General features: G+C 42.1%; 28 protein-coding genes and 7 tRNA genes. 14 read left to right on the forward strand and 21 right to left on the reverse strand.

Translation table 11 applies throughout. The annotated features are described in order from the left end of the window. Positions 1–33: 33 nt before the first annotated feature. From PF027_RS07505 to ilvD, 3 genes are all read left to right on the forward strand, one after another. Positions 34–1,482 carry a hypothetical protein gene (locus tag PF027_RS07505; RefSeq protein WP_270872548.1) on the forward strand — a complete coding sequence of 483 codons (1,449 nt, stop codon included), beginning with the start codon at positions 34–36 and terminating at the stop codon, positions 1,480–1,482. 264 nt (positions 1,483–1,746) lie between these two features. Continuing rightward, positions 1,747–3,225: an SLC13 family permease gene (locus PF027_RS07510; protein WP_270872549.1), complete on the forward strand. Its 1,479-nt coding sequence runs from the start codon at positions 1,747–1,749 to the stop codon at positions 3,223–3,225. Positions 3,226–3,333: 108 nt separating this feature from the next. Beyond that, a complete protein-coding gene (gene ilvD, locus PF027_RS07515) occupies positions 3,334–5,007 on the forward strand; it encodes a dihydroxy-acid dehydratase (RefSeq protein WP_270872550.1) in 1,674 nt (557 codons plus the stop codon). 114 nt (positions 5,008–5,121) lie between these two features. On the opposite strand, the gene PF027_RS07520 is transcribed toward ilvD, so the two are convergent. The 4 genes from PF027_RS07520 to PF027_RS07535 are packed head-to-tail and all read right to left on the reverse strand — an operon-like array spanning position 5,122 to position 8,542. Then, positions 5,122–6,054 (reverse strand): D-2-hydroxyacid dehydrogenase, encoded by a 933-nt coding sequence (locus PF027_RS07520; RefSeq protein ID WP_270872551.1) that lies wholly within the window; start codon positions 6,052–6,054, stop codon positions 5,122–5,124. Beyond that, positions 6,054–7,238, reverse strand: coding sequence for a glutathionylspermidine synthase family protein (locus PF027_RS07525; RefSeq protein ID WP_270872552.1), 1,185 nt, complete (start codon positions 7,236–7,238; stop codon positions 6,054–6,056). The genes PF027_RS07520 and PF027_RS07525 overlap by 1 nt, the downstream gene beginning before the upstream one ends. Before the next feature lie 45 nt (positions 7,239–7,283). Further along, positions 7,284–7,889: a UPF0323 family lipoprotein gene (locus tag PF027_RS07530; protein WP_270872553.1), complete on the reverse strand. Its 606-nt coding sequence runs from the start codon at positions 7,887–7,889 to the stop codon at positions 7,284–7,286. Continuing rightward, positions 7,886–8,542 carry a DNA-binding protein gene (locus PF027_RS07535; protein ID WP_270872554.1) on the reverse strand — a complete coding sequence of 219 codons (657 nt, stop codon included), beginning with the start codon at positions 8,540–8,542 and terminating at the stop codon, positions 7,886–7,888. Before PF027_RS07535 ends, PF027_RS07530 begins: the two co-directional genes overlap by 4 nt. A 192-nt stretch (positions 8,543–8,734) precedes the next feature. On the opposite strand from PF027_RS07535, the gene ccoG reads away from it, so the two are divergent. The 5 genes from ccoG (at position 8,735) to PF027_RS07560 (ending at position 12,853) form a co-directional block, all read left to right on the forward strand. Beyond that, a complete protein-coding gene (ccoG, locus tag PF027_RS07540; RefSeq protein WP_270872555.1) occupies positions 8,735–10,096 on the forward strand; it encodes a cytochrome c oxidase accessory protein CcoG in 1,362 nt (453 codons plus the stop codon). Further along, positions 10,096–10,725, forward strand: coding sequence for a TetR/AcrR family transcriptional regulator (locus PF027_RS07545; protein WP_270858690.1), 630 nt, complete (start codon positions 10,096–10,098; stop codon positions 10,723–10,725). The genes ccoG and PF027_RS07545 overlap by 1 nt, the downstream gene beginning before the upstream one ends. A 4-nt stretch (positions 10,726–10,729) precedes the next feature. Then, entirely contained in the window at positions 10,730–11,479 is a 750-nt protein-coding gene (locus tag PF027_RS07550; protein ID WP_270869898.1) for a hypothetical protein, read from the forward strand. A gap of 151 nt (positions 11,480–11,630) precedes the next feature. Continuing rightward, positions 11,631–12,242 carry a flavodoxin gene (locus tag PF027_RS07555; protein ID WP_270869897.1) on the forward strand — a complete coding sequence of 204 codons (612 nt, stop codon included), beginning with the start codon at positions 11,631–11,633 and terminating at the stop codon, positions 12,240–12,242. An 8-nt stretch (positions 12,243–12,250) separates the two neighbouring features. Beyond that, on the forward strand, positions 12,251–12,853 hold the full coding sequence (locus PF027_RS07560) for a DUF4405 domain-containing protein (protein WP_270869896.1): 603 nt from the start codon (positions 12,251–12,253) through the stop codon (positions 12,851–12,853). A 42-nt stretch (positions 12,854–12,895) separates the two neighbouring features. On the opposite strand, the gene PF027_RS07565 is transcribed toward PF027_RS07560, so the two are convergent. From PF027_RS07565 to PF027_RS07590, 6 genes are all read right to left on the reverse strand, one after another. Next, a complete protein-coding gene (locus tag PF027_RS07565) occupies positions 12,896–13,456 on the reverse strand; it encodes a Fe-S-containing hydro-lyase (protein ID WP_270858686.1) in 561 nt (186 codons plus the stop codon). Positions 13,457–13,466: 10 nt separating this feature from the next. Next, entirely contained in the window at positions 13,467–14,312 is an 846-nt protein-coding gene (locus PF027_RS07570) for a fumarate hydratase (protein ID WP_270858685.1), read from the reverse strand. Between the two features lie 130 nt (positions 14,313–14,442). Next, on the reverse strand, positions 14,443–15,273 hold the full coding sequence (locus PF027_RS07575) for a pyridoxamine kinase (RefSeq protein ID WP_270865455.1): 831 nt from the start codon (positions 15,271–15,273) through the stop codon (positions 14,443–14,445). A 36-nt stretch (positions 15,274–15,309) separates the two neighbouring features. Continuing rightward, positions 15,310–16,209 (reverse strand): EamA family transporter RarD, encoded by a 900-nt coding sequence (gene rarD, locus PF027_RS07580; RefSeq protein WP_270872556.1) that lies wholly within the window; start codon positions 16,207–16,209, stop codon positions 15,310–15,312. A gap of 123 nt (positions 16,210–16,332) precedes the next feature. After that, positions 16,333–16,875 carry a DUF4405 domain-containing protein gene (locus PF027_RS07585; protein WP_270872557.1) on the reverse strand — a complete coding sequence of 181 codons (543 nt, stop codon included), beginning with the start codon at positions 16,873–16,875 and terminating at the stop codon, positions 16,333–16,335. Positions 16,876–16,957: 82 nt separating this feature from the next. Continuing rightward, positions 16,958–17,677, reverse strand: coding sequence for a TerC family protein (locus PF027_RS07590; RefSeq protein ID WP_270865458.1), 720 nt, complete (start codon positions 17,675–17,677; stop codon positions 16,958–16,960). Between the two features lie 256 nt (positions 17,678–17,933). Here PF027_RS07590 and thiD point away from each other — a divergent pair, with 256 nt between their 5' ends. Beyond that, on the forward strand, positions 17,934–18,731 hold the full coding sequence (gene thiD, locus PF027_RS07595) for a bifunctional hydroxymethylpyrimidine kinase/phosphomethylpyrimidine kinase (protein WP_270872558.1): 798 nt from the start codon (positions 17,934–17,936) through the stop codon (positions 18,729–18,731). A gap of 2 nt (positions 18,732–18,733) precedes the next feature. Here thiD and PF027_RS07600 read toward each other — a convergent pair whose 3' ends face one another. Beyond that, entirely contained in the window at positions 18,734–19,147 is a 414-nt protein-coding gene (locus PF027_RS07600; RefSeq protein WP_270872559.1) for a VanZ family protein, read from the reverse strand. Positions 19,148–19,201: 54 nt separating this feature from the next. Continuing rightward, positions 19,202–20,467, reverse strand: a complete 1,266-nt coding sequence (locus tag PF027_RS07605; RefSeq protein ID WP_270872560.1) for a 3-isopropylmalate dehydratase large subunit — start codon at positions 20,465–20,467, stop codon at positions 19,202–19,204. 95 nt (positions 20,468–20,562) lie between these two features. Here PF027_RS07605 and PF027_RS07610 point away from each other — a divergent pair, with 95 nt between their 5' ends. The 5 genes from PF027_RS07610 (at position 20,563) to PF027_RS07630 (ending at position 24,494) form a co-directional block, all read left to right on the forward strand. Continuing rightward, the gene (locus PF027_RS07610) at positions 20,563–21,087 is read left to right on the forward strand and encodes a nitroreductase family protein (protein ID WP_270872561.1); all 525 of its coding nucleotides are present in this window, start codon (positions 20,563–20,565) and stop codon (positions 21,085–21,087) included. Between the two features lie 3 nt (positions 21,088–21,090). Further along, a complete protein-coding gene (locus PF027_RS07615) occupies positions 21,091–22,407 on the forward strand; it encodes an NFACT RNA binding domain-containing protein (RefSeq protein WP_270872562.1) in 1,317 nt (438 codons plus the stop codon). Between the two features lie 49 nt (positions 22,408–22,456). Beyond that, entirely contained in the window at positions 22,457–23,218 is a 762-nt protein-coding gene (locus tag PF027_RS07620) for a phosphatidate cytidylyltransferase (RefSeq protein WP_270872563.1), read from the forward strand. Then, entirely contained in the window at positions 23,212–24,297 is a 1,086-nt protein-coding gene (gene dxr / locus PF027_RS07625) for a 1-deoxy-D-xylulose-5-phosphate reductoisomerase (RefSeq protein WP_270872564.1), read from the forward strand. The genes PF027_RS07620 and dxr overlap by 7 nt, the downstream gene beginning before the upstream one ends. Positions 24,298–24,418: 121 nt before the next feature. Beyond that, a tRNA-Val gene (locus PF027_RS07630) sits at positions 24,419–24,494 on the forward strand. A 178-nt stretch (positions 24,495–24,672) separates the two neighbouring features. Here the strand turns inward: PF027_RS07630 and PF027_RS07635 are convergent. The 9 genes from PF027_RS07635 to PF027_RS07675 form a co-directional block, all read right to left on the reverse strand. Further along, positions 24,673–24,747, reverse strand: a tRNA-Asn gene (locus tag PF027_RS07635). Positions 24,748–24,759: 12 nt separating this feature from the next. Beyond that, positions 24,760–24,844, reverse strand: a tRNA-Leu gene (locus PF027_RS07640). A 47-nt stretch (positions 24,845–24,891) separates the two neighbouring features. Further along, positions 24,892–24,968 (reverse strand) — tRNA-Arg (locus PF027_RS07645). Between the two features lie 16 nt (positions 24,969–24,984). Next, positions 24,985–25,061 (reverse strand) — tRNA-Arg (locus PF027_RS07650). Positions 25,062–25,066: 5 nt separating this feature from the next. Beyond that, positions 25,067–25,143: transfer RNA gene (locus PF027_RS07655), tRNA-His, on the reverse strand. 5 nt (positions 25,144–25,148) lie between these two features. Beyond that, a tRNA-Pro gene (locus tag PF027_RS07660) sits at positions 25,149–25,225 on the reverse strand. A 98-nt stretch (positions 25,226–25,323) separates the two neighbouring features. Continuing rightward, positions 25,324–25,449, reverse strand: coding sequence for a hypothetical protein (locus PF027_RS07665; RefSeq protein WP_270872565.1), 126 nt, complete (start codon positions 25,447–25,449; stop codon positions 25,324–25,326). An 11-nt stretch (positions 25,450–25,460) separates the two neighbouring features. Continuing rightward, the gene (locus PF027_RS07670) at positions 25,461–26,225 is read right to left on the reverse strand and encodes a hypothetical protein (RefSeq protein ID WP_270872566.1); all 765 of its coding nucleotides are present in this window, start codon (positions 26,223–26,225) and stop codon (positions 25,461–25,463) included. A 62-nt stretch (positions 26,226–26,287) separates the two neighbouring features. Beyond that, entirely contained in the window at positions 26,288–26,920 is a 633-nt protein-coding gene (locus PF027_RS07675) for a non-canonical purine NTP pyrophosphatase (protein ID WP_270872567.1), read from the reverse strand. Positions 26,921–26,928: the final 8 nt, after the last annotated feature.

The raw sequence follows: 26,928 nt of genomic DNA on the forward strand, positions 1-26,928 counted from the left end.
TTTTGAATTTAATCCAAATTTTAAGGAGAAGCTGTGAAAAAATTTCTTGTTCCCATAGTGGCTGTTGTGGTGCTAATTTTGGGTTTTGCCTTTTTGCCAAGCAAAGATAAGGGCGAGAGCCAAAATGAGCCAAAAGTAGAGCAAAGTGCGCCCGCAAACCCTATCGCTAAGGCTATTGATAGCGTAGTTGGCAACAAAGCAGGCGAGCTAGCCGAAAAATACATTAACCAAATGCTAGAAAATAGCCAGTTTTTCGAGGTCAAAGAGCGTAAATTCGACCGAGGCGATAGCTCGTCTGCTGGATATTTTACCGGTGTGATTAAAAAACAAACCCTAAAAGATCAGCTAGCCGCAGTCGTAGCTAGCGTGCTTGGCGAGGCAGAAGCTAAGGATTTGCAAAAGTTAAATTCCGAAATGGATGAAATTTTCCCGCAGGATTTGGAGTTTAGGTATGATTATACTATCGCGCACAGTGTCGCAAATATCGCTGATGGCGCGCAAATCGAGGGCAAAATCAAAGTTTTAACCCCACACTATGCTGAAATTTTAAAACAATTTTTCAAAACTGAGGAAATCGCTACAAACCGCGTTACAATCGCAACTGATATTAAATTTATCACCCAGCTCGCAGACGCCGAATACTCAAACGAGGGGGTGATGATAAATTTAAGCGGGCTAAATTTTGGCGGAGTTAGCGATTTAAATGGCGAAATTTTTAAAACCCTAAATTTGAGTTTGGATAAATTTTTCGTGTATGGCGTAGAGGGTGTGGATATCGAAATGCAGGGCCTTAACTACGATATGAAATACAAAAACGGCGTCAAAAAGGGCGCAGAGCTAGTGGATTATTTCCTAGCTGATATGAGCTATACTTCCAGCCTTAAAAACGCCCTAATCACCGTGGAAGGCGATAGATTTATCGTCGCAAATGACGCTTCTAGCGAGGGCGAGACTAAGGTTAGTGGCGGAAAATACTTTATGGACGATAAATCGCGCATAGCAAGCCTCAAAGTCGCAGATGTGCTAGTGCGAAATGTCGCAATCGATAGCGACATCGCTATGAGCGAGAAACTTTACCGCGAGCTTGCATTTGCGAACCAAAACAAAGCAGAGGAACTAGCGAAAAATCCGCAAATTTTAAGAGATTTGCTTAAAGATGATATTTCGCTAAATTTGAAAAATTTATCCTTCGAAAACAGCGTCGGCAAAAAATTTAGCCTTAGCGCAAAGGGTGTCGTGGGCGATTTCGTCGATGAGGAGACGCTGTTTGCGAAAATGAGCGCCAGCGGCAGCGCTAAAATCGACACAAGCCTTGGCGAGTTTATCTCTGATTACGATAGCCTGCGCCCGTTCGCACCGCTAATCGAGCTGTATTCGGCGCAGTTTTTACGCCCTGAGGGAAATGGCGTAAAGCTCGATTTTAGCTACGATAAGGCTTCAAATTTACTGCAACTAAACGGCGAAAATATCCCGCTTCAATAATTTTTAGGTCAAATTTATGCGCGGTAAGCGTTTAAATTTGACCATTACACATTTTAAATTTGTGAAAATTTGTAATTTAAATCAAATTTAAAGGATAAAATTTATTAATATTATTTTATAAAAATTTTAAAATTTCGCTAAATTTTAAAATTTTGTTACCATAAGTAACGCACAAAAAAATTTTCAAATTTTATTTAACGCAATTTTAATAAATTTCCAACCTAATTTTGTATTATTCATAAAATCTTACAAAAAAGGAGTAACATGCCTGATCAAATCAAGGTGCGTGGGCACAACTTCCCAGACCTAGAACCGCAAAACTCGGAAGAAGTTGCGGAAGTAGCGCAACTAACCGATGTTGATTCGTTTCCGAAGCGTGGCATTATCATTGCGATAGTAGCGGCGTTGATTGCATTTGCGCTTTACAATGTCTTGCCGTTCGAGCCAAATGTCAAAAAGGGCTTGGCGCTTTTGGCATTTATCGCGATTATGTGGCTTACAGAGGCCGTGCATATCACGATTACAGCGCTTATGGTGCCAGTTTTGGCTGTGGCGATTGGGATTGGTAAATTTGGCAAAGACGGCGAATTTACGGCTTTGACGCTAAAAAACGCCTTGGCAAATTTCGCAAACCCTACGATTTTTACATTTTTTGGTGGATTTGCCCTAGCTACGGCACTTCACATGCAAAAACTCGACAAAAAAATCGCAACCTGGCTTATCCAAAAAGCCGGCGGACGCCTTGGCGTGGCTGCGATTTTGATATGTATCACGACTGCGCTTTTATCAATGTGGGTTTCAAACACCGCAACCGCTGCGATGATGTTACCGCTTGCGCTTGGAATTTGCGCGAATTTAGACGCAAAGAAAAAAGAAGATCGTGGCACAATCGTCTTTTTACTCTTAGGAATTGCCTATTCAGCTAGTATCGGAGGACTTGGCACGATTGTTGGCTCACCGCCAAACATCATCGCAGCTGAGGCTTTGGGCTGGAATTTCGCTGATTGGATGAAGGTGGGACTTCCAGTAATGCTTTTAATGCTTCCATTAATGTTAGTGGTGCTATATTTGGTATTCCGCCCAAATTTAAATCACAAAGTAGAGATTGAGCTCGAAGAAATTCCATGGAACAACAAGCGCATACTTACCGTCATAGTTTTCGTAATTACTGCGTTTGCGTGGATTTTCTCAAAAGACATTAGCAAGGTAATCGGCTTTAAAATCGACGACTCTTATGTCGCTGTGTGCGCTGCAATCGCTGTGGTAATGCTAGGCCTTGCTAAATGGCACGATGTGGCAGAAAACACAGAGTGGGGTGTTTTAATGCTATTTGGTGGCGGTTTAACGCTAAGTGCGGTGCTAGGCATGTCAGGAGCCTCTGGCGTGCTAGGAAACCTAGTAGCTGATACCTTCAAAGACGCGCCTGTGTATTTGGTATTGCTTGTAACTGCTGTATTTATCATCTGCCTTACAGAATTTACTAGTAACACTGCCTCGGCTGCGCTTTTGGTACCTGTATTTGCGGGCGTAGCAGCTCACATGGGCTTGCCGAAAGAAACACTTACAATCGTAATTGGTATCGGCGCAAGTTGTGCGTTTGTAATGCCAGTAGCGACTCCGCCAAATGCCCTAGTTTTTGGCACTGGCATGATTAAACAAATGGATATGATTAAAGCAGGTGCTTACCTAGCCTTTGCTGGTGCGGTGATAGTATCGCTTTATGTTTATCTATTTTTTGCATAAAATTTAGTTGCGAGATTTTCTCGCAACTACTAAATTCTGCCAAATTTCACCTGCTAAAATTTATTAAAATTTTGATAAAATCACCAAATTTCATTTCAAAGGATTTTTATGAGAAGCGATATCGTTAAAAAGGGCTACACACGCACACCGCACCGCTCACTTTTTCGCGCGACAGGATTAAAGGACGAGGACTTTGATAAGCCGTTTATCGGCGTGGCAAACAGCTTTATCGAGTGTATTCCGGGGCATTTTTATCTCAACGAATATGCCAAAATCGTAAAAGACGAAATTCGTAAAAATGGCTGTGTGCCGTTTGAATTTAATACAATCGGCGTCGATGACGGTATCGCAATGGGACATAGCGGAATGCTCTACTCGCTACCAAGTCGCGAAATCATCGCAAATTCGATAGAAACCGTGATGAACGCTCACAAACTCGACGCTCTTCTATGCATACCAAACTGCGATAAAATCGTGCCCGGTATGATAATGGGAGCACTAAGAGTAAATGTGCCTACGATTTTCGCTAGTGGTGGTCCAATGGCCGCTGGCAAGGGGCTAAGTGGCGAACAAATCGATTTAAATACCGCATTTGAGGCTGTTGGCGCGTATGAGACTGGCAAGATTAGCGAAGAGCAGTTAAAAGCTATCGAGTGCGCGGCATGTCCTGGTGGGGGAAGTTGCTCTGGTATGTTTACTGCAAACTCAATGAATACCCTATGCGAAGCTCTTGGAATCGCGCTTAAAGGCAACGGAACGATTCTAGCCCTTACGCCTGAGCGCGAGGAATTATTACGCACGGCTGCTAGGAGAATTTGCGAAATTGCGCTTGATGAGAGATTTAAAATCCGAAATTTAATCAACGAAAAATCGATCCGCAACGCCATGGTTATGGATATGGCAATGGGCGGTAGCTCAAATACGATTTTGCACATGCTAGCAATCTCGCGCGAAGCGGGCGCGCCACTTGATATCGCGGAATTAAACGAAATTTCGCGCAGTGTGCCTCACATAGCCAAAGTCAGCCCAAGCCTACCAGGAGTTCATATGCAAGATGTGCAAAAAGCAGGCGGACTAGGTGCTATAATGAAGGAAATAAGCAAATTTGATAGCTCTTTGCTTGATTTAAATTTACTCACAATCAGTGGCGAAAGCCTAGGTGAGCGTATCCAAAACGACGATATCAAGGACGAAAACATAATCCACACCGTAGCAAACGCATATTCTAAGCGTGGCGGACTTGCGATTTTGTTTGGAAATTTGGCCGAGCAAGGTTGCGTTATAAAAGCAGCTGGAATCATCGGCGAGCGCAAATTTAGTGGCAAAGCGATTTGCTTTAACAGCCAAGACGAGGCAATCGAGGGGATTTCGGGCGGAAAAGTGCAAAAAGGAAATGTAGTCGTCATACGCTACGAGGGCCCAAGAGGAGGGCCTGGTATGCAAGAAATGCTAAGCCCAACTAGCCTAATCGTAGGCCGTGGCCTTGGCGCAGATGTCGCGCTCATCACAGACGGGCGTTTTAGCGGTGCTACAAGAGGGCTAAGTATCGGTCATGTAAGCCCAGAAGCAGCCGAGGGCGGTATGATAGGACTACTCAAAGACGGCGATATAATCGATATCGATGTGGATAATTTCAGCATTAATGTCCGTCTAAGCGACACCCAAATCGCCGCTCGCCGTGCCGCATGGAAATACGAGGGCAAAAAAGTAGAGGGCAAATGGCTTCGCCAATACCAAAAACTAGTAACCAACGCCAGCAGTGGCGCGATACTAGAAGCGTAGATTTAAATTTAAAACCCTTTTTTAAATTTTAAAAAGGGGTTTTAAAATAGTTAAATTTAGACTTTATAAATTTTGCAAAATTTTAAAATTTAAAGGGCAAATTGCCCTTTAAATTTACGCATTTAAAAATTCTTTAATATTTCCTGCGATTTTGGAGATTAGCAGTTTGCGCGCTTCCACGCTCGCCCACGCAATGTGCGGAGTAAGGATTAGATTTGCCTTGTTTTTCACGCCAAGAAGCGGATTATCAGCGTTAATCGGCTCTTTTTCGACCACATCTAGACCCACGCGAAGTCCCATTTCATCGATAGCCCATGCCAATGCACTCTCATCGGCGATTCCACCACGACCAAAGTTCATAAACACAGCGCCCTTTTTCATTTTAGCGATTTCATCTTTGCCGATTAGACCTTTTGTTTTTTCGTTTAATGGCGCATGAACCGAGATGATATCGCACTCTTTAAGCATAGTTTCCAAATCCACCCTTTTAAACTCAGCGTCATCGTGCGCCCCGCTCGTAGAGTAGTAGCAGACATTTGCGCCAAAGGCTTTTGCTATGCGCCCTACTTCACGACCGATTTCGCCAAGGCCGATTATGCCGAAATTCTTGCCAGAAATTTGATCAATTGGCGCGTTTAAATGTGTGAAAATTTCACTCTCACACCATTTTTTCTCGCCGTATTCGGCGTAGTATCTCACATCGTTTAAAAGCGCTAGAAGCGTAGCAAAGGCTTGTTGCGATACACTTTTGGTCGAATACCCAGCGACATTTTTCACAGGCACACCATGCGCTGCGGCCGCTTCGGAGTCGATATTGTTCGTGCCGGTTGCGCTTACGCAAATTAGCTTTAAATTTGTCTTTTCGAGCACCTCTTTTGTGATTAAAACCTTGTTAGTGATGACGATATCAGCGCCCGCTAAACGCTCGATTGTCTGCTCAGCCTTGGTTTTTGGGTATGTTACAAGCTCGCCCAAGGCCTCAAATTCGCTGAAATTTGCGTCGCTTCCTAGTGTATCAGCGTCAAGTAAAACAATTTTTGGTTTCATTACTCCACCCCTTCGATGTAGTGACCGACAAATTTAGAATAGTTGTCGATGATATCTGCGCCCTTCCTAAATCCAAGCGCACAGCCTTCAAAGGCGTAAAATACCCCAGCTTGGTATTTTACGCCGTTTTTATCAGTGTTTAGATTTGCAAATTCTTGGTATAAAAAATTTTGATTTGCGTATTCGCCACCTTTTTCTTTGATTTTTTTACCATCTTCGTCAAAAATACTCACATTTGCCCCCTCGCGCCCAAAAAACGGCTTTTTGACCATTTTTTTGCCGATTAGTGGCTCGCACGCGCTTTCTAGCAAAAGCGGGTGATTTGGGTATAAATCCCATAAAATTTTCATTATTCCCTTGCTTTGGAAAAGTAGCGTGTATGCGGGGTTTAGGATAATTGCTTTTTGGTTTTTCATTATGTTTTTTAGTATCAAGGCTAGCTCGCCCTCCTCGATAGCAATCGCCTCCCACGGGATTAGTTTGCACCAATACTCGTAATTTTCGCCACCAAAAAATACCCCTTTCTCGTCGTCAAACTCGACCTCGTGCGCGTATGCGAAGGCTGTCTTAAAGCCCGCTTCATCGGCAGCTGTTTGCAAAAGCCTGATTGTTTTTTCGTCCTCATCGCTTCCAGCGACCGAGCTAAACAAAATTTTCCACCCCTCGTAAAATTTATCAAATTCCTCCAACTCTCCGCCCAAAACGACAAGGCGTTTGAAATTATCGCTAATCGCGGCGAAAAGCTCGTTAAACTGCGCCATTTCATCAAGTCCATTTTCTTTAAGCAACGCCCACTGGATAATCGCTGTTTCAAACACAGCCGTTGGGGTATCGGCGTTAAATTCGAGCAGTTTTATCGGCTCGCCGTCTAATCCGCCAGCGAAATCAAACCTGCCATAAAGGTGCCAATGCACATCATTTTCCCAGCTCATTTTGATAATTTCTACTAGATTAAAGGGAATTCCAAGCTCGTGGAAAAGGTCATTATCTATCACATACTGCGCCGCTGCGATAAACATATCATACAGCTCGTTTGCCACCTCGTAGTAGGCGTTTGCCTCCTCTGCGCTCACGCTTACGACCTCATCTGCTATGTATGCTGATAAATCCGCGTCAGTGTGCCACGAAAAGCCAAGTTTTTCTAAAAATTCATTGCTTAGTGGGGTTAGTTTTTTGAGTTTCATCTATTTCCTTGAATTTTAAAATTTAGCCTGAATTTGCGGGTAAATTTAGCCACCAAATGCACTACCGCCACTTTTTGTGGGCGCGCTTGCTCCGCTTGATTTTGAGCCGAAAAACCCGCTTTTGCCACTTTTTGCTTTGGCGTTATTTGCCCTAGCCTCTTTGAAGCTATTTACGCTCCTTGAATACGCGCTAGGGTTTTTAAAGGCTGTTTGTCTGTGCGCTTGATACGCTGGTGAGCCAAAGAGTTTCGAGCCTATCCATGAGCCGATGATTGCGCCTGCTGCGCTTGCTAAAATCGCCTCGCCAAGGCTGTATCCGCCACTAGAAATTTCGGCGTTTTGATTGGTTAAATTTGAAGTGCCAGCGTCGATTTTGGCGTTTTCCTCAGCCAAAAGCGCGTTTGTCTCAGCCTCGCTTAAAATTCTCTCGCTTCCGTCCAAACTTTTTAAGATAATTTGCGTTTTTTCGCTAGGAAATTCCTCTAAAATTTTATATTTTCCGGGCGCTACTTCCTCGATTCTAACTAGCGCGCCCTCTTGGATACGAAGCTCCGAGCCTGTATTTTCGCGCTCGCAGCCTGCCAAAGCACCAGATAAAATCAGTCCGAAACCGCCCACAATCGCATAACTTGCAATTTTTCTAATTTTCATTTTTTTCCTTTTAAATTTTTGATATCTAAACTCTTATGCACCAAAAGCTCATCGCCAATGACCCTGATTAGCTCGTTTGCGCCGATATTTTCGATGATTAGACTTTGGGCTTTCATCCGTTTTTTGCGCCCTAAATCTAGGCTTTTGATAAATTTCGCTAGGCTTAGCCACTCGTTTTCATCGAAAATTTGCTCTTTTACCTCGACATCGTATGGCTTTTTTTCGCGCACACTCTCGCCGATTAGGGGCTTTTCAAAAAACGAGAGAAAATACCCTAGCTTCTCATCTCGCTCTTTATACATGAGCTTGATTTCTTCTTTTGATGAGATTAAAATTTCCTCTTTTTCGCGGTAAAGTTTGTCTTTATCATTTTGTAAGGTTTGGATTTGTTCTTTTAGCTCGGCGATTTCTTTGATTAAATAATCAATAAAATTTTGGTTCGAATTTTGCGGGGCAGGTTTTGAGGGGCGCGCTTTTGCGCTAGCTCCTTGCGCGCTAGAATTTGAAATTTCATCGTTTTCGTCTTCTAAAACGACATATTTTACGCCATTAATCTCTGTCGTGCGAATAGAATTTCGCCTGATTCTATTGTAAATCGCCTCTTTTGAAACACCCAAAATTTCGGACGCTTCGCTTATAGAAACCTCTCTCATAATTCGCCTTATCCGCGTTGAAATTTTAAAACTGGGTATTATGGCGAATTTTGCCTAAAAATGGGCTTTAAATATCAAATTTCACAGACAAATTCAGATTTTTTTCGTGAAAAAATATCCAAATTCTATAATTTTAATATGTAATTAATCTTTTAAGAGTAAAATCGTGCATTTATACAAAAAGGACATTTCATGGAGAGTAAAATCTCGAAATTCAGGCAGAAGCGCTACTTTTTTTACGCTATCGCTTCGCTGTGGCTTTTCATCATGCCGTGGCTTCAAATAGGTGGCAAACACCTGTTTTTAATCAGTTTTGAAAAAAAAGAAATTCACCTTTTTTTCAACACCTTCTCGACGCAAGAATTTTTCTTAATGCCGTTTTTGATAATATTCTTTTTCATTTCGATATTTTTCCTAACCACGCTCGGCGGGCGCGTGTGGTGTGGCTGGGCCTGTCCGCAAACGATTTTTCGCGTGATTTATAGAGATTTAATCTGCACTAAAATTCTTAAAATTCGTGGCTCTATCACAAACAAACAAAAGGGCGAAAAAGGCGGCGCAAAGGGTATTATCGCGGTTGCGCTTTTTGCCATTGTTGCGCTGATTGCAGCCTCAAATTTGCTCTGGTTTTTCGTGCCACCACAAAGCTTTTTTGCCTATCTAGGCGAGGCTAGCGAGCATAAACTTCTCTTTGGTATAGTGCTAGGATTTGCGGCGTTTTTGACATTTGATATCACATTTTTGGGCGAGAATTTCTGCGTTTTTATCTGCCCTTACGCAAGGATTCAATCAACCATGCTTGACGAAGACTCGCTTGGCGTGATTTACGATGATATCAGAGGTGGCGCAGTTTATGACGAGCATAAAAATTTAATCTCAAACAAGCCTGCTAATGGGGATTGCACCGGCTGTCAGGCGTGCGTGAGGATCTGTCCGACACATATCGATATCCGCAAAGGCATGCAGTTAGAGTGCATAAACTGCCTAGAATGCGCCGACGCATGCTCAAATACAATGAGTAAGCTTGGCAAAGCTCCACTTATCAACTGGACGAGCCTAAATGCGCAAAAATCGCAAAGCAAGGTTAAATTTATGCGATTTCGCACGATTGGCTATATCGGCGTGCTAGCCGCTGCGCTAATCGGGCTAGTGGTGATGAGTGGCACGAAAGAGAGCATGCTTTTAAACATCAATCGCAACACCCAGCTCTATAAAATCGATTTCGACGATAACGGCGAAAAAATCGTCAAAAACAGCTATACATTTTTATTCGAAAACACCCACAGCGAACCGCACAGCTTCTTTTTTAGCGTAGATAACGAAAATATCAGCATTTCTCGTCCAGACGAGCCTGTGAAAGTAAGCCCCGGCAAAAAGGCAAAAATCATAGTCTCGCTTACAAGCAAGGCAAATTTGAGCCTAGAAAACGAGCACGATAATGTCGTTTTACCACTAATCATCAAAGCTTATGCGGTTGATGATGAAAAAATCAGCGTTACACGCGAGAGTGTATTTGTCTATCCGCAACAAAAATTTATCGATAGGAAGGATTAATGGCACAAAAATCGAGGTATTATAAATCGCAAATTCGCATAGAAAAGATTTTCGAGGTGGCCACAGAGCTATTTTTACAGCGAGGATATGACAGCGTCAGCCTAAATGATATCGTCGCTATCAGCGGCGGCTCGCTTGCCTCGATTTACAAATATTTCGAAAGCAAGGAAAATCTATTTTTGCATGTGGTCGAATTTCACACCCAAAGGCTTGATAAAAAGCTGGATAATCTGCTTAGCTTAGACGAAAACCTCGCGCCACAGGAGTATTTGAGCGAATTTGCTCCGATTTATTTCGACTTTATTTATAGTGCCGAAAATCAAAAATTTCTAAAAAATATCCTGCTTGGAACCTCAAAAACCTTTGGTTCCATGCTAAAAAATGTCTCAAAAATCTTCTTAGATACCAGCACGCTTGCATTTCCAGCGGGGCTGAGCGATTATTTTAGGGCGCATATTGATGAGTTTGATAGTGCAGATCCTGAGTATTTGGCACGCTATTTTTGCTTTTTGCTTCGCGAACCGCACTTCAACCGCCTTATATTTTTCGGCGAAGAGCCAAATTTAGACAAAGAAAATTTCATAAAAGACCGCATTAAAATCTTTTTGCACGGCGTGAAAAAGCAATAAATTTATGCGAAATTTAGCGAAATTTAGCCTTTTGGCGTTTTTGTGCGTGGGCGCGTTTGGCACGGATTTATCCAGCGTGGCAGAGAAAATTTACGCCAACGAAACCGGAGCGAAAAAATCAAATTTAATCCACTGGAATAGTGGCGAGAATTTCCCGTCCTTGGGGATCGGACACTTTATCTGGTATAAAAAAGACGAAAAAGATAAATTCGAAGAGAGCTTTCCAAATTTAGTAAAATTTTATAAAATTCGCGGCGTAAGCTTGCCCAAAATACTGCGCCTGCACTCTCACGCGCCTTGGCAGAGCAAAACCGCGCTTGATGCGCTAAAAAAATCAGGCGACGCGGATTTAATAGAGCTAGAAAATTTTTTGTATCAAACCAAAAATTTGCAGGTAGAATTTATCTATGAAAGGCTTCAAAACTCCCTAGAAAAAATGCAAAATTTAAGCGACAAAAAAGAGCATATCAAATCGCAGTTTTACCGCGTCGCAAGCTCACCAAATGGGCTTTATGCGCTCATTGATTATGTCAATTTCAAAGGCGAAGGCATAAAAGAGAGTGAGCGATACAGAGGCGATGGTTGGGGGCTAATGCAGGTTTTGGAGTGCATGAGCACGCAAAAAGAGACAATGAGCGAGTTTCGCAGGTGCGCGAAATCTCTCTTAGAGCGCAGGGTGGCTAACGCGCCCACAAACCGCGATGAAGCGCGCTGGCTGGCCGGCTGGCTAAAACGCTGCGATACATATAGATAAATTTTAAATTTTGCTTACGCAAGCCCGTAATACTGCGCCGAATTTTAAATTTGGCAAATTTTGCAGAATTAGGCAATGAATTTGGATAATTTTTCTAACGAAATTTTCGCTTTTTTTATATAATCTTTGAAATTTTAACTAAGGGGCAAGTATGAAAAAAATCCTACTTTTTTTTCTTTTATTTTTCTTTGGCTGTGCGGGAAATGCCGCTGACACAAAGGTTTCACAAGGATTTAATATGAGTGGTAAAAAGGTGCTAATCGCGTATTTTTCGCGCGCAGATGAGAATTATCAGGTGGGCTATATAAAGAAGGGAAACACTGAAATTTTGGCTGAGTATTTGGCTGAGTTTAGCGGCGGCGAACTCTTTAAAATCGAAACTATCGCGCCCTATGCCAAAGAGTATCAAGCCGCGATAGATTTTGCAAAAAGCGAACAAAAACAAAAAGCAAGACCCGAAATCAAGCCATTTGATAAAAATCTAGCCGATTTTGACGCCGTGTTTTTGGGCTTTCCTACTTGGTGGGGCGATTTGCCAATGGGTGTTTTCACATTTTTAGAGGGGCAAAATTTTGGAGATTTGCCAATTTTCGTCTTTAACACCCACGAGGGAAGTGGGCTAGATAGGACAATCAGCTCGGTCGAAAAAGCGACAAAAGCCAAGGTTTTGGGCTATTTTAGCCTGTATGGAAGCGTGGCGCAAAATCAAAGAGAGAAAGCCAAAACCGAGCTAAAAGCGTGGTTTGATGAGATTTCAAAATAAATTTTGCAATGAAATTTAATAAAAAATCGTTTTACTGGGGCGCGATTTTCGCCCTAGTTTTATGTATGAATTACAAAAAATTTGGCGAGATAGCGCATGAAATTTTGGGCTTAATCTTAATCTTTTTCGCCCTTTTTCACGCCTTTTCGCGTCGTAAAAGCTTAGCCAAATTTAGGGTGCGAAACGCCCTAAATTTCGCCCTTTTAGGCTCATTTTTAGCCACTTTTGCAAGCGCTGTTTTTCTTAGCGAGCATATTTTTTCTTTTATTGATTTTGGTTTTGGCTCGGACGCAGCCAAAAATATCCACATGTTTGCCACGCACGCGCTATTTTTGCTAAGTGCTACGCATTTGGGGCTAAATTTTAGAATTTTTGCAAATTTGCTTAGCGTGAAATTTGGTAAAATTTTGCAATTTTGCCTCTTTTTAGCTCTTTTGGCTTTTGGAATTTATTCGTTTGTGGATCTGCATTTTTACGAATATCTGTTTTTTAAAACCGGTTTTGGATTAGAAAACAAAAATACATTTTTATTCAGCAGTGCCGAATATTTGGCGATTTTTGCAGCTGTTATGCTAGGCGTAAGAGCGATAAATTTGAGATTTAAATTTTAGGGTTAAATTTTAAAATTCTAGGGCAAATTTGCCCTAGATGGATTAGATTTTTTTGTATGGTGCTTGACCGACTTCGTAGAAGTTGTTTCCCTCGCAATCAATTGCGACAATCGCTGGGAAATCCTCGACTGTTAGTCTTGCCACAGCCTCTGGGCCAAGCTCAGGGTAAGCTAAAACCTCGTATTTTTTGATACTTTGGCTAATTAGCGCGCCAGCTCCGCCGATAGCTACCATATAAACACAACCTGATTTTTTCATAGCTTCAACTACTGCGTCGCTTCTATAACCCTTACCAATCATGCCGTTAATGCCTACTTCGTTAATCATTGTCGGAGTGTATTTATCCATACGACCGCTTGTAGTTGGGCCTGCTGCGCCTACTGCTTGACCTGGTTTTGCAGGTGTTGGGCCAAGATAATAAATAGTCTCGCCAGCTAAATTTACAGGCAGTTTCTCGCCACGAGCCAAAGTCTCAGTCAAAGCCTTGTGAGCAGCGTCGCGTGCTGCGATGATTGTGCCTGTGATTAGGACATTATCACCAGCTTTTAGGCTTTTTACTACATCTTTATCAAATGGAGCTGTTATTCTTTTTACTTCTGACATAATTATCTCCTTAAAGTTCAGCACTTGCGTGGCGTGCTGCGTGGCAATTGACATTAATAGCTACTGGAAGACCTGCGATGTGAGTTGGATACCACTCTACATTTACTTTAACAGCAGTGTTTAGACCGCCTAGACCTTGTGGGCCAACGCCTGTTTGTCTAGCAAGCTCTAATAGCTCATCTTCTAGTTTTGCGTATCTTTCATCTGGGTTTCTGCTATCTACTGAGCGAACAGCTGCTTGTTTTGCAAGAAGTGCTGCTTTGTCCATTGTGCCACCGATTCCTACGCCAAGAACCATTGGAGGGCATGAGTTTGGACCAGCATATTTTACAGCTTCAAGAAATACTTTTTTTACACCCTCTACGCCGTCAGCTGGAACAAGCATTTTTAGCACAGATTTATTCTCGCTACCAAAGCCTTTTGGAGCAACTGTGATTTTTAGTTTTTCGCCTGGGACTATGCGCATGTTAATAACAGCAGGAGTGTTATTTGTGGTGTTTTTGCGCTCAAATAGTGGCTCAGCTACAACTGATTTTCTTAGGTAGTTATCAACATAGCCGTTTTTAACGCCCTCGTTGATAGCGTCCTCGATATATCCGCCCTCGATATGCACATCTTGACCAAGTTCTACGAAAACTACCGTCATACCTGTGTCTTGGCAGATTGGAGCTACGCCTTTTTCTGCAAGATCAGCATTTTGAAGCAATTTGCCAAGGATTTCTTTACCGATTGAAGAAACCTCAGTCTCTTTTGCTTTTTCAAACGCTTTTCTCATATCTGGCGTTACTACATAACAGGCTTTTTTGCAAAGCTCTGCAACTGTTTTAGAGATTTCACTTGCTTGGATTGTTCTCATTGTATTCTCCCAAAAAATAGTGATTAAAGATTATACCTTTTTCAAATTTAGCAACCACTTAAAATAGTATAAATTTATGCATTTAATTTTTAAAAATAAATTTTAAAGCCAAAATTTTAAAATTTGGCCTTTAAATTTTCCTTACAAGCTCAGGAATTACAAGCTCAAATTTCACCCCGTCGCTGCGCCTCCACTCGCTATCACTCATAGTCTCTTTCATCGCGCTTACGACGAAATCAGCGGCTATGCGGATTGCGGTTTGGAGGGATTTGCCACGCATTAACGCACCAAATGCAACCGAGGCAAAAATATCACCTGTGCCGTTGTATTTCACAGGTAGTAGCTCGTGGAAATACTCGCTCACACGCCCGTCTTTGGCGTCGTAGCTAAACACTCCACACTGCTCGCTAATGTAATTAATCCCCTTTAAAATCACCTTTGACGCGCCTAAATCTTTTAGTCCTTCGAGCAAATCAAAGATAAATTCCCTCTCGGCCTTTTCTCGGTATTTCACGCCGACCATTGCGCAAGCTTCCGTGATATTTGGCGTAATCACATCTGCACTAGCGCACAAAAGTGCCATCATACGGGCAAAGTCGCTATCAAATCCGGGGTAAAATTCGCCATTATCGCCCATGCACGGATCGACTAATATCGTCTTTCCGCTTCCGCCAAATTCCATAAAAAGTTCGCTAATAAGCGCGATTTGTTCTTGCGAGCCCAAAAATCCAGTATAAATTCCGTCAAATTCCACCCCCTGCTCGTGCCAATGCGACATTATAGGGCGCAAATCTTTGGTAAGATCACGAAATGTAAAACCGCTAAATCCAGTATGCATAGAAAGCACCGCCGTAGGCAAAACGCTAACACTTAGCCCCATTGCGCTAATCACTGGCAAAGCAGCGCTAAGCGAGACCTTACCCACGCACGAAATATCTTGAACACTAAGAACTCTTTTCATCTATTTCCTTGATTAAATTTTTGCGCCATTTTACAGTTATTTTGCCTTAATGTAAAATTTAGCCCTTTTCGCGCGTTTTATAGAGATAATCGTATCAGCCACCAAAAAGCAAATAGCCATAAATAGGCAAATCATCAAAATATACGAATCAGGCTCGATTTTTTCGCCCAAAAGCAAAGAAACGCCTAACATCAAAAGTGGCTCGACATAGATTAATAACCCAAAGAAATTTATCGGAATTAGCGCGCTTGATAAAATTTGAGCCAAAAGCGCAGTCGCACTCAATAGTGCCAAAACCGATAAAAGCGTGTAAATGTTTGGATTTTGCACCGCGACCGCGCTAAGGTCAGTGTTGCTTACAAACCACAAACAAAACGGCAACAAAAGCGCGATTTCTAGGGCGAAACTGCTAGCCCCTTCTAGCCTAAAATACCGCCTTAGGCAAAAATACAGCGGAAATCCTATAAAAACAATCGCGCTATGCCACGACGGCGCGCCTCCAATTAGGATTTTTGAAAACACTCCAATCACCGCAAAGCCCACGCACAGAGCTTTTAGGCGCGAAATTTTCTCGCCAAAAACAAGATTGCCAAAAATCACCATGGAAATGGGCATTATGAGATATCCAATCGAGACTTGCAGTGCGTAGCCGTTACTTGGCGCCCACAGATACAGCCACATCTGAATTCCCATTGTAGCGGAAGTCGCGAGTAAAATTATGAGTAAAAACGGCTTTTTTATCAGACGCAAAAGAAGCTTTTTCATCTCTGCTTTTTTGCCGCCTAGCACCAAAAACAGCGCCACTATCGGAAATGTTACTAGCATGCGATATCCCAGCAACTCCTGTCCGCCAAGAGGCTGCATGAAAACCGACATATAATAAATGCTCGCAAATCCGATAGAAGAAAACAGCGATAACGCGATACCTTTTAACATTTTTTAAAATTTAGCCGTGCTAAATTTGACCTTTCCCTGAAATTTTAAATTTGGGATTTTATTAAAATTTGACTTAAAAAATAATGGCTAAATTTTGGCAAATTTGAAATTTGCCAAAATTTATTAGTGAGAATTTTTGCCCTTTTGCGCGCCGCCCGCCTCGCCTTTTGGCGCACGAGCCGGCAAAAGTGCGTTTAGGATTTCGCCCTCTTTGAGATTATATTTCGCGCACGCTTCGCGCAAATTTAGACTTTCGTCGAAATTCGCTATACCTTTATCAGCCAAAAATGCGCTAAATTTCGCATTATCCGTGCCAAATGCGCCTTTAAATTTGCTAATTTCCAAATTTAGAGCCTGCATATACACAGCCCTAGCTGGATTTCCAGCCCCGCTAGCGCCTTTGAGGCTGTATCCAGCGTATCCGCAGCTAAGCACTATAATAGCGCAGATTACAAGCCCCTGCCAGCCTTTAAAATAGAGTTTAAAGGGTTTGAAATTTATGAAAATATGCACCAGCGCAAGGGCTAGCATAGCCATGCCAAAGTATTCGTGGAAATTTTTCATAACCCCACTTTTTAGCCCAAAAAACATACCAGCCCCACTAAATGCGACGAAGCCAAAAACAGCGATTAAAAGCCCAGTTCCTACAAATCTAAGCGGTTTCAAAATAGCTCCTTTTGTAAAATTTAAAGGCGATTTTAGGCTAAAATTTTAACCCCAAAATCGCCCGAATCTAACCGAAGCTAACCTAGTTTTTTTCAGATTTTTTGCGCACTTGGATATTGATGAGCTCGACGACAAGCGAGAAAAACATAGAAAAATAAATATAGCCCTTTGGGATATGAAATCCAAGTCCGTCTGCTATGAGCGAAACACCCACCAAAATCAAAAACGAAAGCGCAAGAATTTTTATCGTAGGATTATCATCGACAAATTTCGCAATCGCCCCACTAGCAAACATCATCACAGCCACGGCGATGATGACAGCTAGTATCATTACAGGCAGGTGCTGTGCCATACCCACAGCCGTAATCACGCTATCAAGCGAGAAGATTATATCAAGCAAAGCGATTTGAATTAGCGTGCCACCAAAGCTAGCCTTTTTCTCATCTATCCGCTCTTCGTGGCTCTCGCCCACAGCAGAAGAGTGGATTTCGAGCGTGGATTTTACTAACAAAAACAAACCACCGCCGATTAGCACCAAATCTCGCCCACTAAAACCGTGTCCAAGCACGCTAAATAGCTCTTTTGTCAGCCCCATTACCCAGCTAAGGCTAAGTAGAAGCAAAATTCGCGTAATCATCGCAAGAGCTAGCCCCATAATGCGAGCTTTGTCGCGGTTTTCCTGAGGCAGGCGCGAACACAAAATCGCTATGAAAATTATGTTGTCTATGCCAAGAACGATTTCTAGCCCAGTTAGCGTAGCTAGGCTTATCCACGCCTCAGGCGAGCTGATCCAATCAAACATTTTAATCCTTAAATTTAAAATAAACTCGCTATTATAGCGATGAAAATTTAATTTTTAGCAAGGTGAAATTTTATGAAATTTAAAAAATTTGCGCACGAAGTGCGCCACCGCTAGCGTCGGTCAGGTGGGGGTGCGGGGGCGGGCGACCCTCGCAACTATGAGCGCCGCCCCCACATAAAAAGGATTAGACTAAAAAATTTCCAAGCGGTAAATTTTGTAAAGTATAATTAATAAATTTTTGAGTTAAAGGAAAGCCATGAAAAAGGTTCTTACAATCGCGGGTGTCGATAGTAGCGGCGGCGCAGGTATTTCAGCCGATATCAAAACCATAACCGCCCACAAAATGTATGGCGAAAATGTCATCACAGCCCTCACCGCCCAAAACACGCTTGGCGTGCAAGGCGTGCTAAATATCGAGCCTGAATTTGTCGAAGCCCAGCTAGAAAGCGTATTTTGCGACATCGTCCCAGACGCTGTGAAAATCGGTATGATTTCTACTGCCGAGATTGCGCAAACCATAGCCAAAAGCCTTAAAAAATTTGGCGCGCGAAATGTCGTCACAGACCCTGTCATGGTCGCTACAAGCGGTGGCGTGTTAATGCAAGATAGCGCAATGAACGCGCTAAAATTCGACCTTTTTGGCATTTCAGCGATTATCACGCCAAATATCAAAGAAGCAAGCGCGCTAAGTGGCGTTAAAATCGAAAATTTCGACGATATGAAAACAGCCGCGTTAAAAATCGCCGAATTTTACGGCGGAGCGATTTTGGTTAAAGGCGGAGATTTAGAAGGCGCAGGCGAGGCGCGCGATATACTCTACGAAAATGGCGAATTTAGCGAGTTTAGCGCGCCCAAAATCATCACCAAAAACACTCACGGCACAGGTTGCACACTCTCATCAGCTATCGCTTGCGCCCTAGCGGCGGGGCTTGGCGTAAAAGAAGCGGTTGGTAGTGCGAAAGAATTCGTCCGCACTGCGCTAATGCAGGATTTGCACATTGGCAGGGGCAACGGCGCGATAAATCACTATTTTCGAATCCCAGAGATGTTTTAAATCTAAATTTGGCGGAATTTTAAAATTTCGCCAAATTTTACCCCCAAAAATACCCCAAAAACATTTAAAATTAAATCATCAAGCTCGAAAATTCCGCTTTTAAAGACAAATTGTGAAATTTCGATTATTAGCGAGAGCAAAAGGCCAAAAATCAAAATTTTTCGCATGCTAAAATTTGGGAAAAAATATCGCGCAAAGAGCCCAAACGGCACAAACCAGACTATGTTTCCCGCAAAAAGATAGATAAATTTTATCGCGCCAAATTTCAAAGTATTTGCGTAATCGCTAAATGGCACGAGATTATATTCGCCGACACGCCAAATTTGATCGAGCCTAAAATTTGCCCTAAAAATCGTGATTTTAAAGAGCGTACAAAGATAAATTATAAAAAGAAAACAAGCTTTGGATTTTTTCATTTGAAATTTAAAATTTGGGTAAATTTTGCCATTAAAAAATGGCAAAATTTTAGGTTATAAATCCCTAGGATCCGCGATTTTACCAGCGATTGCGCTAGCTGCTGCGACGGCTGAGTTTGCTAGATAAACTTCGCTTGTGCGATCGCCCATGCGGCCTACGAAATTGCGATTTGTCGTGCTCACGCATCTCTCTCCATCGCCCAAAATACCCATATATCCGCCAAGGCACGCTCCACAGGTTGGGTTACTCACAACGGCTCCTGCGTCGATGAAAATATCCATTAGCCCTTCTGCCCACGCTGCACGGGCGATTTTTTGCGTTGCAGGTGTGATGATAAGCCTTGTTTTTTTAGCGACCCTTTTGCCTTTTAAAATCCCAGCAGCAATTCGTAGGTCGCTAAGTCGTCCGTTTGTGCAACTTCCGATAAATGCTTGATCTACTGCTAGGTCATCTTTTACGGCTTGACGAACGCTTTTGCCGTTGCTTGGCAAGAAAGGATAAGCAATAACCGGGTCTAAATTTGCCGTGTCGATTTCTAGGACGCGCTCGTAGTTTGCCCCCTCGTCTGAGTAGTGAAATTTCGGCTCGCTTCGTAGCGTTCGCCCAGCCAAAAATTCTTTTGTTACCTCATCGCACGCGACGATTCCGCTCTTTCCGCCAGCCTCGATTGCCATATTACAAAGCGAAAATCTACTATCCATATCAAGGTGCGCAATCGCCTCGCCAACAAATTCTAGCGCTTTGTAGCGTGCGCCATCAACGCCGATTTGGCGGATTACTTCAAGTATCAAATCCTTGCCGTAAATGTGCGCACCCGGTTTGCCTTTGAAGATGACTTTTATGCTTTCTGGCACCTTAAACCAGTTTTTGCCCGTAATCATCGCATAAGCCAAATCCGTGCTTCCCATGCCGGTAGAAAACGCACCAAGTGCGCCGTGCGTGCAGGTGTGGCTGTCCGCTCCGATGATGACATCACCCGGCACAACTAGCCCTTTTTCAGGCATTAGGGCGTGTTCTATTCCCATATCTTTTTCGTCAAAATAGTTTTTTAGGTTGTGTTTGTAGGCAAATTCGCGTGAAATTTTGGCTTGATTTGCGCTTAAAATGTCCTTTGTAGGGATATAGTGATCCATCACAATCGCAAAGCCGTCTGGATTTGCCAAAGCTTTTGCGCCGCTTAGCTCAAACTGCTTTATCGAAATCGGCGTTGTGATGTCGTTGCCGATAACCATATCGATTTTGCTTTCTACTATTTGCCCTGCGCTGACCACTTCGCCTACATGTTCGCTAAAAATTTTTTCTGTGATTGTCTGTTTCATAACCTGTCCTTAAAAAATTTGGGCTAAATTCTATCAAATCTAACCATAAAACTTTATAATAAAAGGTATAATTTTGCTTTTGGAAAGGAAAAATCATGGAAATTTTAGAGATTTTAAAAGCCAGGCGCAGTGTGCGAAAATACGCTCCTGGCGAGATTAGCGATGAAATTTTAGACACAATCTTAAAGGCTGGTTTGCTAAGCCCTAGCGGACATGCAAGGAAATCTTGGGAGTTTATCGTAGTCAAAGATAAAGCAAACCTCGCCAAACTAAGCCTTGCGCGCACGGGCGCAGCCGATATGCTAAAAGGTGCAAATGCCGCTGTGGTCGTAATCGCCAATGAAAGCGTGCAAGATGTCTGGATCGAGGACGCCTCTATCGCTATGGCCTACATGCACCTGTGCGCGAGTGCGCTAGGCGTGGGGAGCTGTTGGATACAATGCAGACTGCGCGAGGCGCAAAATGGCGCGAGCAGCGAGGAATACCTGCGCGAAATTTTGGGTTTTAAGGGGAATTACAGAGCCTTAGCGATTTTATCACTTGGAAATCTAATCTCCACGCCCGCTCCACACGAGCTAGAAAAGCTAGAATTTAGCAAAATTCACAAAGAGAAATTTTAGGTTATGAAATACCAACACCTAATCCAAATTTGCGAATTTTTGCAAAATTTCAAAACTCTAAGCCACATAAAGCGCGTCGGCGACAATCTTTTTAAGCTTAGCTTTGATAGCTATGAGCTGTTTTTTGATATGAATAAAACCGCGTGCAATATCCACAAAAACGGCTCTTTCGTGGAAAATAAAATTTACAAAGCCCCATTTGACGGGGTTTTGGCTAAACGGCTTGTAAAATCGAAAATTTTGCAAATTTGCGTAGTGGAAAATAATAGAATTTTGCATATCAAAACTGAGCTAAAAGCCAGCTACAAGGCGTTTATCACAAATTTATACTTCGAATTTACAGGGCGATTTACAAATGTGATAATAACTGATGGAAACGGCATAATCCTAGAAGCGCTCAGGCACCTAGATAACGATGTGCGAAGCGTGCGCGTAGGGCGGGTTTTGGCGCCACTTCCGCCATATAAAATCAAAGAAAAAGATGTAGAAAAAATAGAGAATTTCGATGAATTTTTCGTGGGCGAGTTTAAAAAACTAAATTTGGCAAATTTGGCCCAAATTCGAAATTCAAAATTAACCCAAATTGATAAAAAAATCGAAATTTTGCATGCAAATTTAAATGCCGTGCCAAAAGAGAGCGAACTTTTATCAAAAGCCGAAAATTTGGCGAATCTCGGGCAGGTATTATCGGCGAATTTGTATAATTTAAGCGACTGGCAAAGGGAATTTTGCCTAAATGACGAAAACGGCGAAAGCGTGGAATTTCACCTAGAAAATCCGCCAAAAATCGCAATGAACGAATTTTTTAACGAAGCAAAAAAATTGCGCCAAAAAGCCGCAAATTCGCATATCCAAATCGCAAATTTAAACGAAAAAATTGAATTTTACGAAAATTTGAAAAATTTAATCGCAAACGCAAAAAGCGTCGAAGAGCTTGAAATTTTGCTCCCCAAAAAGCGAATTAGCGCGAATTTGAAGGAAAAAAACGCCGAATTCGTGCAGAGCTTTTATATCGGCGAGTTTAAAATCAGTGTGGGCAAAAATGAAAAAGGCAACGAATTTTTGCTAAAAAACAGCGCCAAAAACGACTTTTGGTTTCACCTAAAAGACCGAGCTAGCGCGCATGTCATCGTGAGAACAAACAAACAAAATTTAAGCGAAGAAATCGCAAATTTTGCTGCTAAAATTTGCGTAAATTTTAGCGTCAAAGAGGCTGGAAACTACCTCGTTGATTACACCAAACGCCTAAATGTAAGCCCCGTAAAAGGCTCGTTTGTGCATTATGTGGATTATAAAACTATCGGCGTTTTAAAGCCGTGATAAGGCGAAATTTTATATAATCTCGCGAAATCAAATCTAAGGAAATTTTATGAAACAAAGATTAGTAACTGGCGGAATTTTGCTCGCCGTTTTTTCTGTTTTAATCCTGATAAATAGCAGATTTATCAACTTTTTCGTATTTGCCATAATGCTTAGCATAGGGCTTTTGGAGAGCTACAAGCTCTATGGGCTAAAAAATGTCAGCCTTAAATGGCTAGCCCTTGCGCTCGCATTTTTCGCGCTAATTCCGTTTGCCCAAGACGACGAGCCATTTATCAGCGCGGTTAAAGTCTGTATCGCCTCGGTAGTCGTGGCGGCTTCGATTGTGGCTTTTAAAAAGCTTGAAAACGCGAAAATTATCCTGCCTTTTATCTATCCTTTCGCTCCGATTTGCCTAATGTGGGCGGTTTATGATGATTTGGGGATTTTCCACTTCGTCTGGCTTATCATCACCATAATCGCCTGCGATAGCGGTGCGTATTTCGCTGGCAAAAGCTTTGGCAAAACCCCATTTAGCCCTAGCTCGCCAAACAAAACCATTGAAGGCATTATCGGCGGAATTATTTTTGCATTTATCACAAGCTTCATTTACGCGCGTATTTTCACAAACCTGCCGCCGCTTGAAATTTTATGCAAAACCATAGTTATCGTAATTTTTGGCATTTTTGGCGATCTGTTTGAAAGCTATCTCAAACGAAGCGCAGGCGTCAAAGACAGCGGCAGCTTATTCCCAGGACACGGCGGCGTGCTAGACCGCATTGACGGGTATATGTTTGGCGCAGTGGCTATGGTGGTCGTGTATTCATGGTAGTGCTAGGCTCCACCGGCTCGATTGGCACAAACACCCTAGATATCGCGCACAAAAAGGGAATTTTAATCGAGGCTTTGGCGTGCGGGAAAAATGTGAGTTTGCTAAACGAGCAGATTGCTAAATTTCACCCTAAATTCGTCGCTATCGGCGAAGAGAGCCTAAAATCAGCCGTCAAACACGACAAGGTTTTTGTCGGTATGGAGGGGATTTTGGCAATGCTCGAAGAGTGCAAATCTAGCACCGTCGTAAATGCCCTAGTGGGCTTTGCTGGCATGCTCCCTAGCCTAAAAACGCAAGAACTTGGCAAAACGCTATGCCTAGCAAATAAAGAAAGCCTAGTCGTGGGCGGGAAATTCCTTGATATTTCAAAAATTCACGCCATTGACAGCGAGCATTTCGGGCTAAAATTTCTAATCCAAAACGCAAAAACCCCTATTTCTAGGCTAATCATAACAGCCAGCGGTGGGGCGTTTTACGATACCCCACTAACCGAGCTTGGAAGTGTGAGTGCCAAAGACGCGCTAAGGCACCCAAACTGGCAAATGGGCGCAAAAATCACAATAGATAGCGCAAGCATGGCAAACAAGCTTTTCGAGGTAATCGAGGCGTTTTGGCTATACGGCACGAAAAATATCGACGCCGTGATCGAGCGCACATCGCAAATCCACGCCCTAGTCGAGTTTATAGATGGCTCGACCACAGCGCACATTAGTGAGACTGACATGCGCCTAGCCATAGCGCACGCGGTTTTAGAGGGCGCGATTAGCGAGCAAATCGTAAAGCCCGTGAATTTGCTGGATTTAAGACCGATCAAATTCGCTCCAATCGACACGCTAAAATACCCTATTTTTGGGCTCAAAGACGCGCTTTTGGATAATCCGAATTTTGGCGTGGTGATAAATGCGGCAAACGAAGTTGGCGTTTATGCGTTTTTAGAAGGGCGGGCGAGATTTAGCGATATTTCGCGCGTAGTGCTAAAATCGGTAGAGAAATTTCACTCGCCAAACACGCCAGACGCGCATGCCCTAATCGAAATCGACCGAAGCGTGCGAGCGTATGCAAATGAGTTTTTGCGCTAAATTTGGAAAATTTGGCGCAAAATTTGGCACAAAATTTAAAAATTTTGGCAAATTTGTTTAAATTTTACATTTTTTAAATTTTATATTAGCTTTTTTTGCTATAATGCAAACTCTTATTTTTGGCCCCGTAACTCAGTTGGTAGAGTGTCACCTTGACATGGTGGAAGTCGTTGGTTCGAGTCCAATCGGGACCACCATTTAATCAAGCCTTAGCTTCAAGTATTTCAATTTTATTTCTTATCCAAATTTTAAATGCAAATTTTAATAATATTATGCGTGAGCGGAAATAAATTTTTTAAAAGGGTCAAATTAGGGGTCAATTAGTTTCCTTAAACTTCACAAACTACGATAAAATGGGGATTTCATAAGATAAAGTGGCTCCGGATGCTGGATTCGAACCAGCGACCAAGCGGTTAACAGCCGCCTACTCTACCGCTGAGCTAATCCGGAACGAGTATTAAATGGTGCGGATGAAAGGACTTGAACCTTCACGCCGTAAAGCACCAGATCCTAAGTCTGGCGTGTCTGCCAATTTCACCACATCCGCAAAAAAGAAAGCGCATTATAGCCAAAAGCTCTTAATGCTAGCTTAAATGGTACGCCCATCAGGATTCGAACCTGAGGCCTACGGCTTAGAAGGCCGTTGCTCTATCCAGCTGAGCTATGAGCGCATAAAAAACAAATCAGTGGTACGCCCGAAAGGAGTCGAACCTTCAACCTACAGATCCGAAGTCTGTTGCTCTATCCAATTGAGCTACGAGCGCGAAAGTGGGGTGAATTGTGGGAATCGAACCCACGACCCTCAGGACCACAATCTGATGCTCTAACCAACTGAGCTAAACTCACCACAATGGTCGGAGCGAAAGGATTCGAACCTTCGACCCTCTGGTCCCAAACCAGATGCGCTACCAGACTGCGCTACGCTCCGATAAATGATGTGGATTGAAAAAGGAAACTTGATTATATATAATTTTTAAAATTTTGTCAATGAAATTTAGCTTAAAAATTTAAAATTTAGAAAGAATTTTATTTATGGCGAATTTGCAAGCGACACAACACAAAAAACTCAAAGTTTTTCTTTGTTAAAAGTCTAGCTTCTGCTTTGTTTAGCTCAACTTCTGCTTTTGACACTCTTTTGCTTGAATTACTCATAGCAATCTCCTTTAAAAATAGATTTTTTCAACATTATCAATGTTTATGTTGTGTAAATTTAAAAAATATTCTTTAACTTCGCTATATTTACTGTGGTTACAAATTATTAAAGAATAGTATTGTGGTAAAAAATTACCAGCACTATACGGTATAAAATATGGCTCAGATAGTGCTATTTTTGGAAAGATTGTAAAAAATCTATCACCTTTTTTACCAATGATTATATAAAGAATAAAATTTGCCAATATAAAGCCAAACAAGCCAAATATTAAAAATCCTAAAAACCACAAAAAAGACATACTAATAGACATAATCAGAGCACATATAGCAAAAATACCAAATTTTACTTTATAATTTTCATTGCGTATAGAATAAACAGTAAAAGGCTTATAAATATTTTCTTTAATATCTTTTAATTCCACAATTCTTTTTAATTCTGAATTATTAAAAAAAATAGTTTTTTCATAAAATTCAACAACGGAATTTTTTATTAAAATTTTATTCTTAGAAGGTTTATTAAATATAAATACAGCAAGAAAAATCAACAATACCATACCAAATATTATTGCATTTACAAAAATTATATCAATAATGTCTTCGTTATCAAATATTGCATTGATATTTGTTGGTATAGAAACGCCAAATAAAAATGGGACAAGCAAAATGACAGCATTATGTAAAACTTCATAATCGTATAATTCAATCGGTTCTTTGTCATAATCCCTCAAATTCTTATTTTTATTAAAAATATCGTTTTTGAAATTTCTGTTTTCCAAATTTAATCCTTTTATAAAATCTCGGTCAGTATCTGTGATACTGAAATTTTAAATTTTATAAATCAGATGTTTTTAAAAGAGTTTATCAAAATTTTCATCAAGCTCAAACCTCGTGAGCGGTGCGAAATTTCGCCCTTAATCCGCGCTGGAAGCTCGCCTATGGTTTTGCCCAAATCGCCATCTCCAAGCTCTTCGTAGCGACGCGGAATAAACATAAAATCATACCCAAACCCATTTTCCCCGCGCTCTTCGCAAATCACTTCGCCGTGCATAAATCCGTGCGTGCAGTATTCACCAAAGTGCGATTTCAGCGCGATTGCAGCCACATAGTGCGCCCCTGAGCTATGCACGCCACGCGCGATTAGCTCGCTAGCTAGTTTCGCGCGATTGCTAGCGTCCGTCGCGCCCTCGCCACTAAATCTGGCCGAATAAATCCCAGGCGCGCCACCTAAAATATCCACGCAAATCCCGCTATCATCGCTCATCACGAGATATTCGCGGTGCAGGTCTCGCGCTAGTAGCCTCTCATAGACCGCGCGCACCTTTATCAGCGCATTTTCTTTGAAACTCTTGCCGTCTTCAATGATTTCAAAAGGCTCCAAAACCTCGCCAAGCCCGTAAATTTCGTCATTTTTGAAAAATTCTCTAATCTCGTTGAGCTTATCTTTGTTGCCAGTGGCTACTAAAATTTTCATATCAAATC

It is taken from the genome of Campylobacter sp. VBCF_01 NA2 (assembly GCF_027797205.1).
Lineage (GTDB): Bacteria > Campylobacterota > Campylobacteria > Campylobacterales > Campylobacteraceae > Campylobacter_B.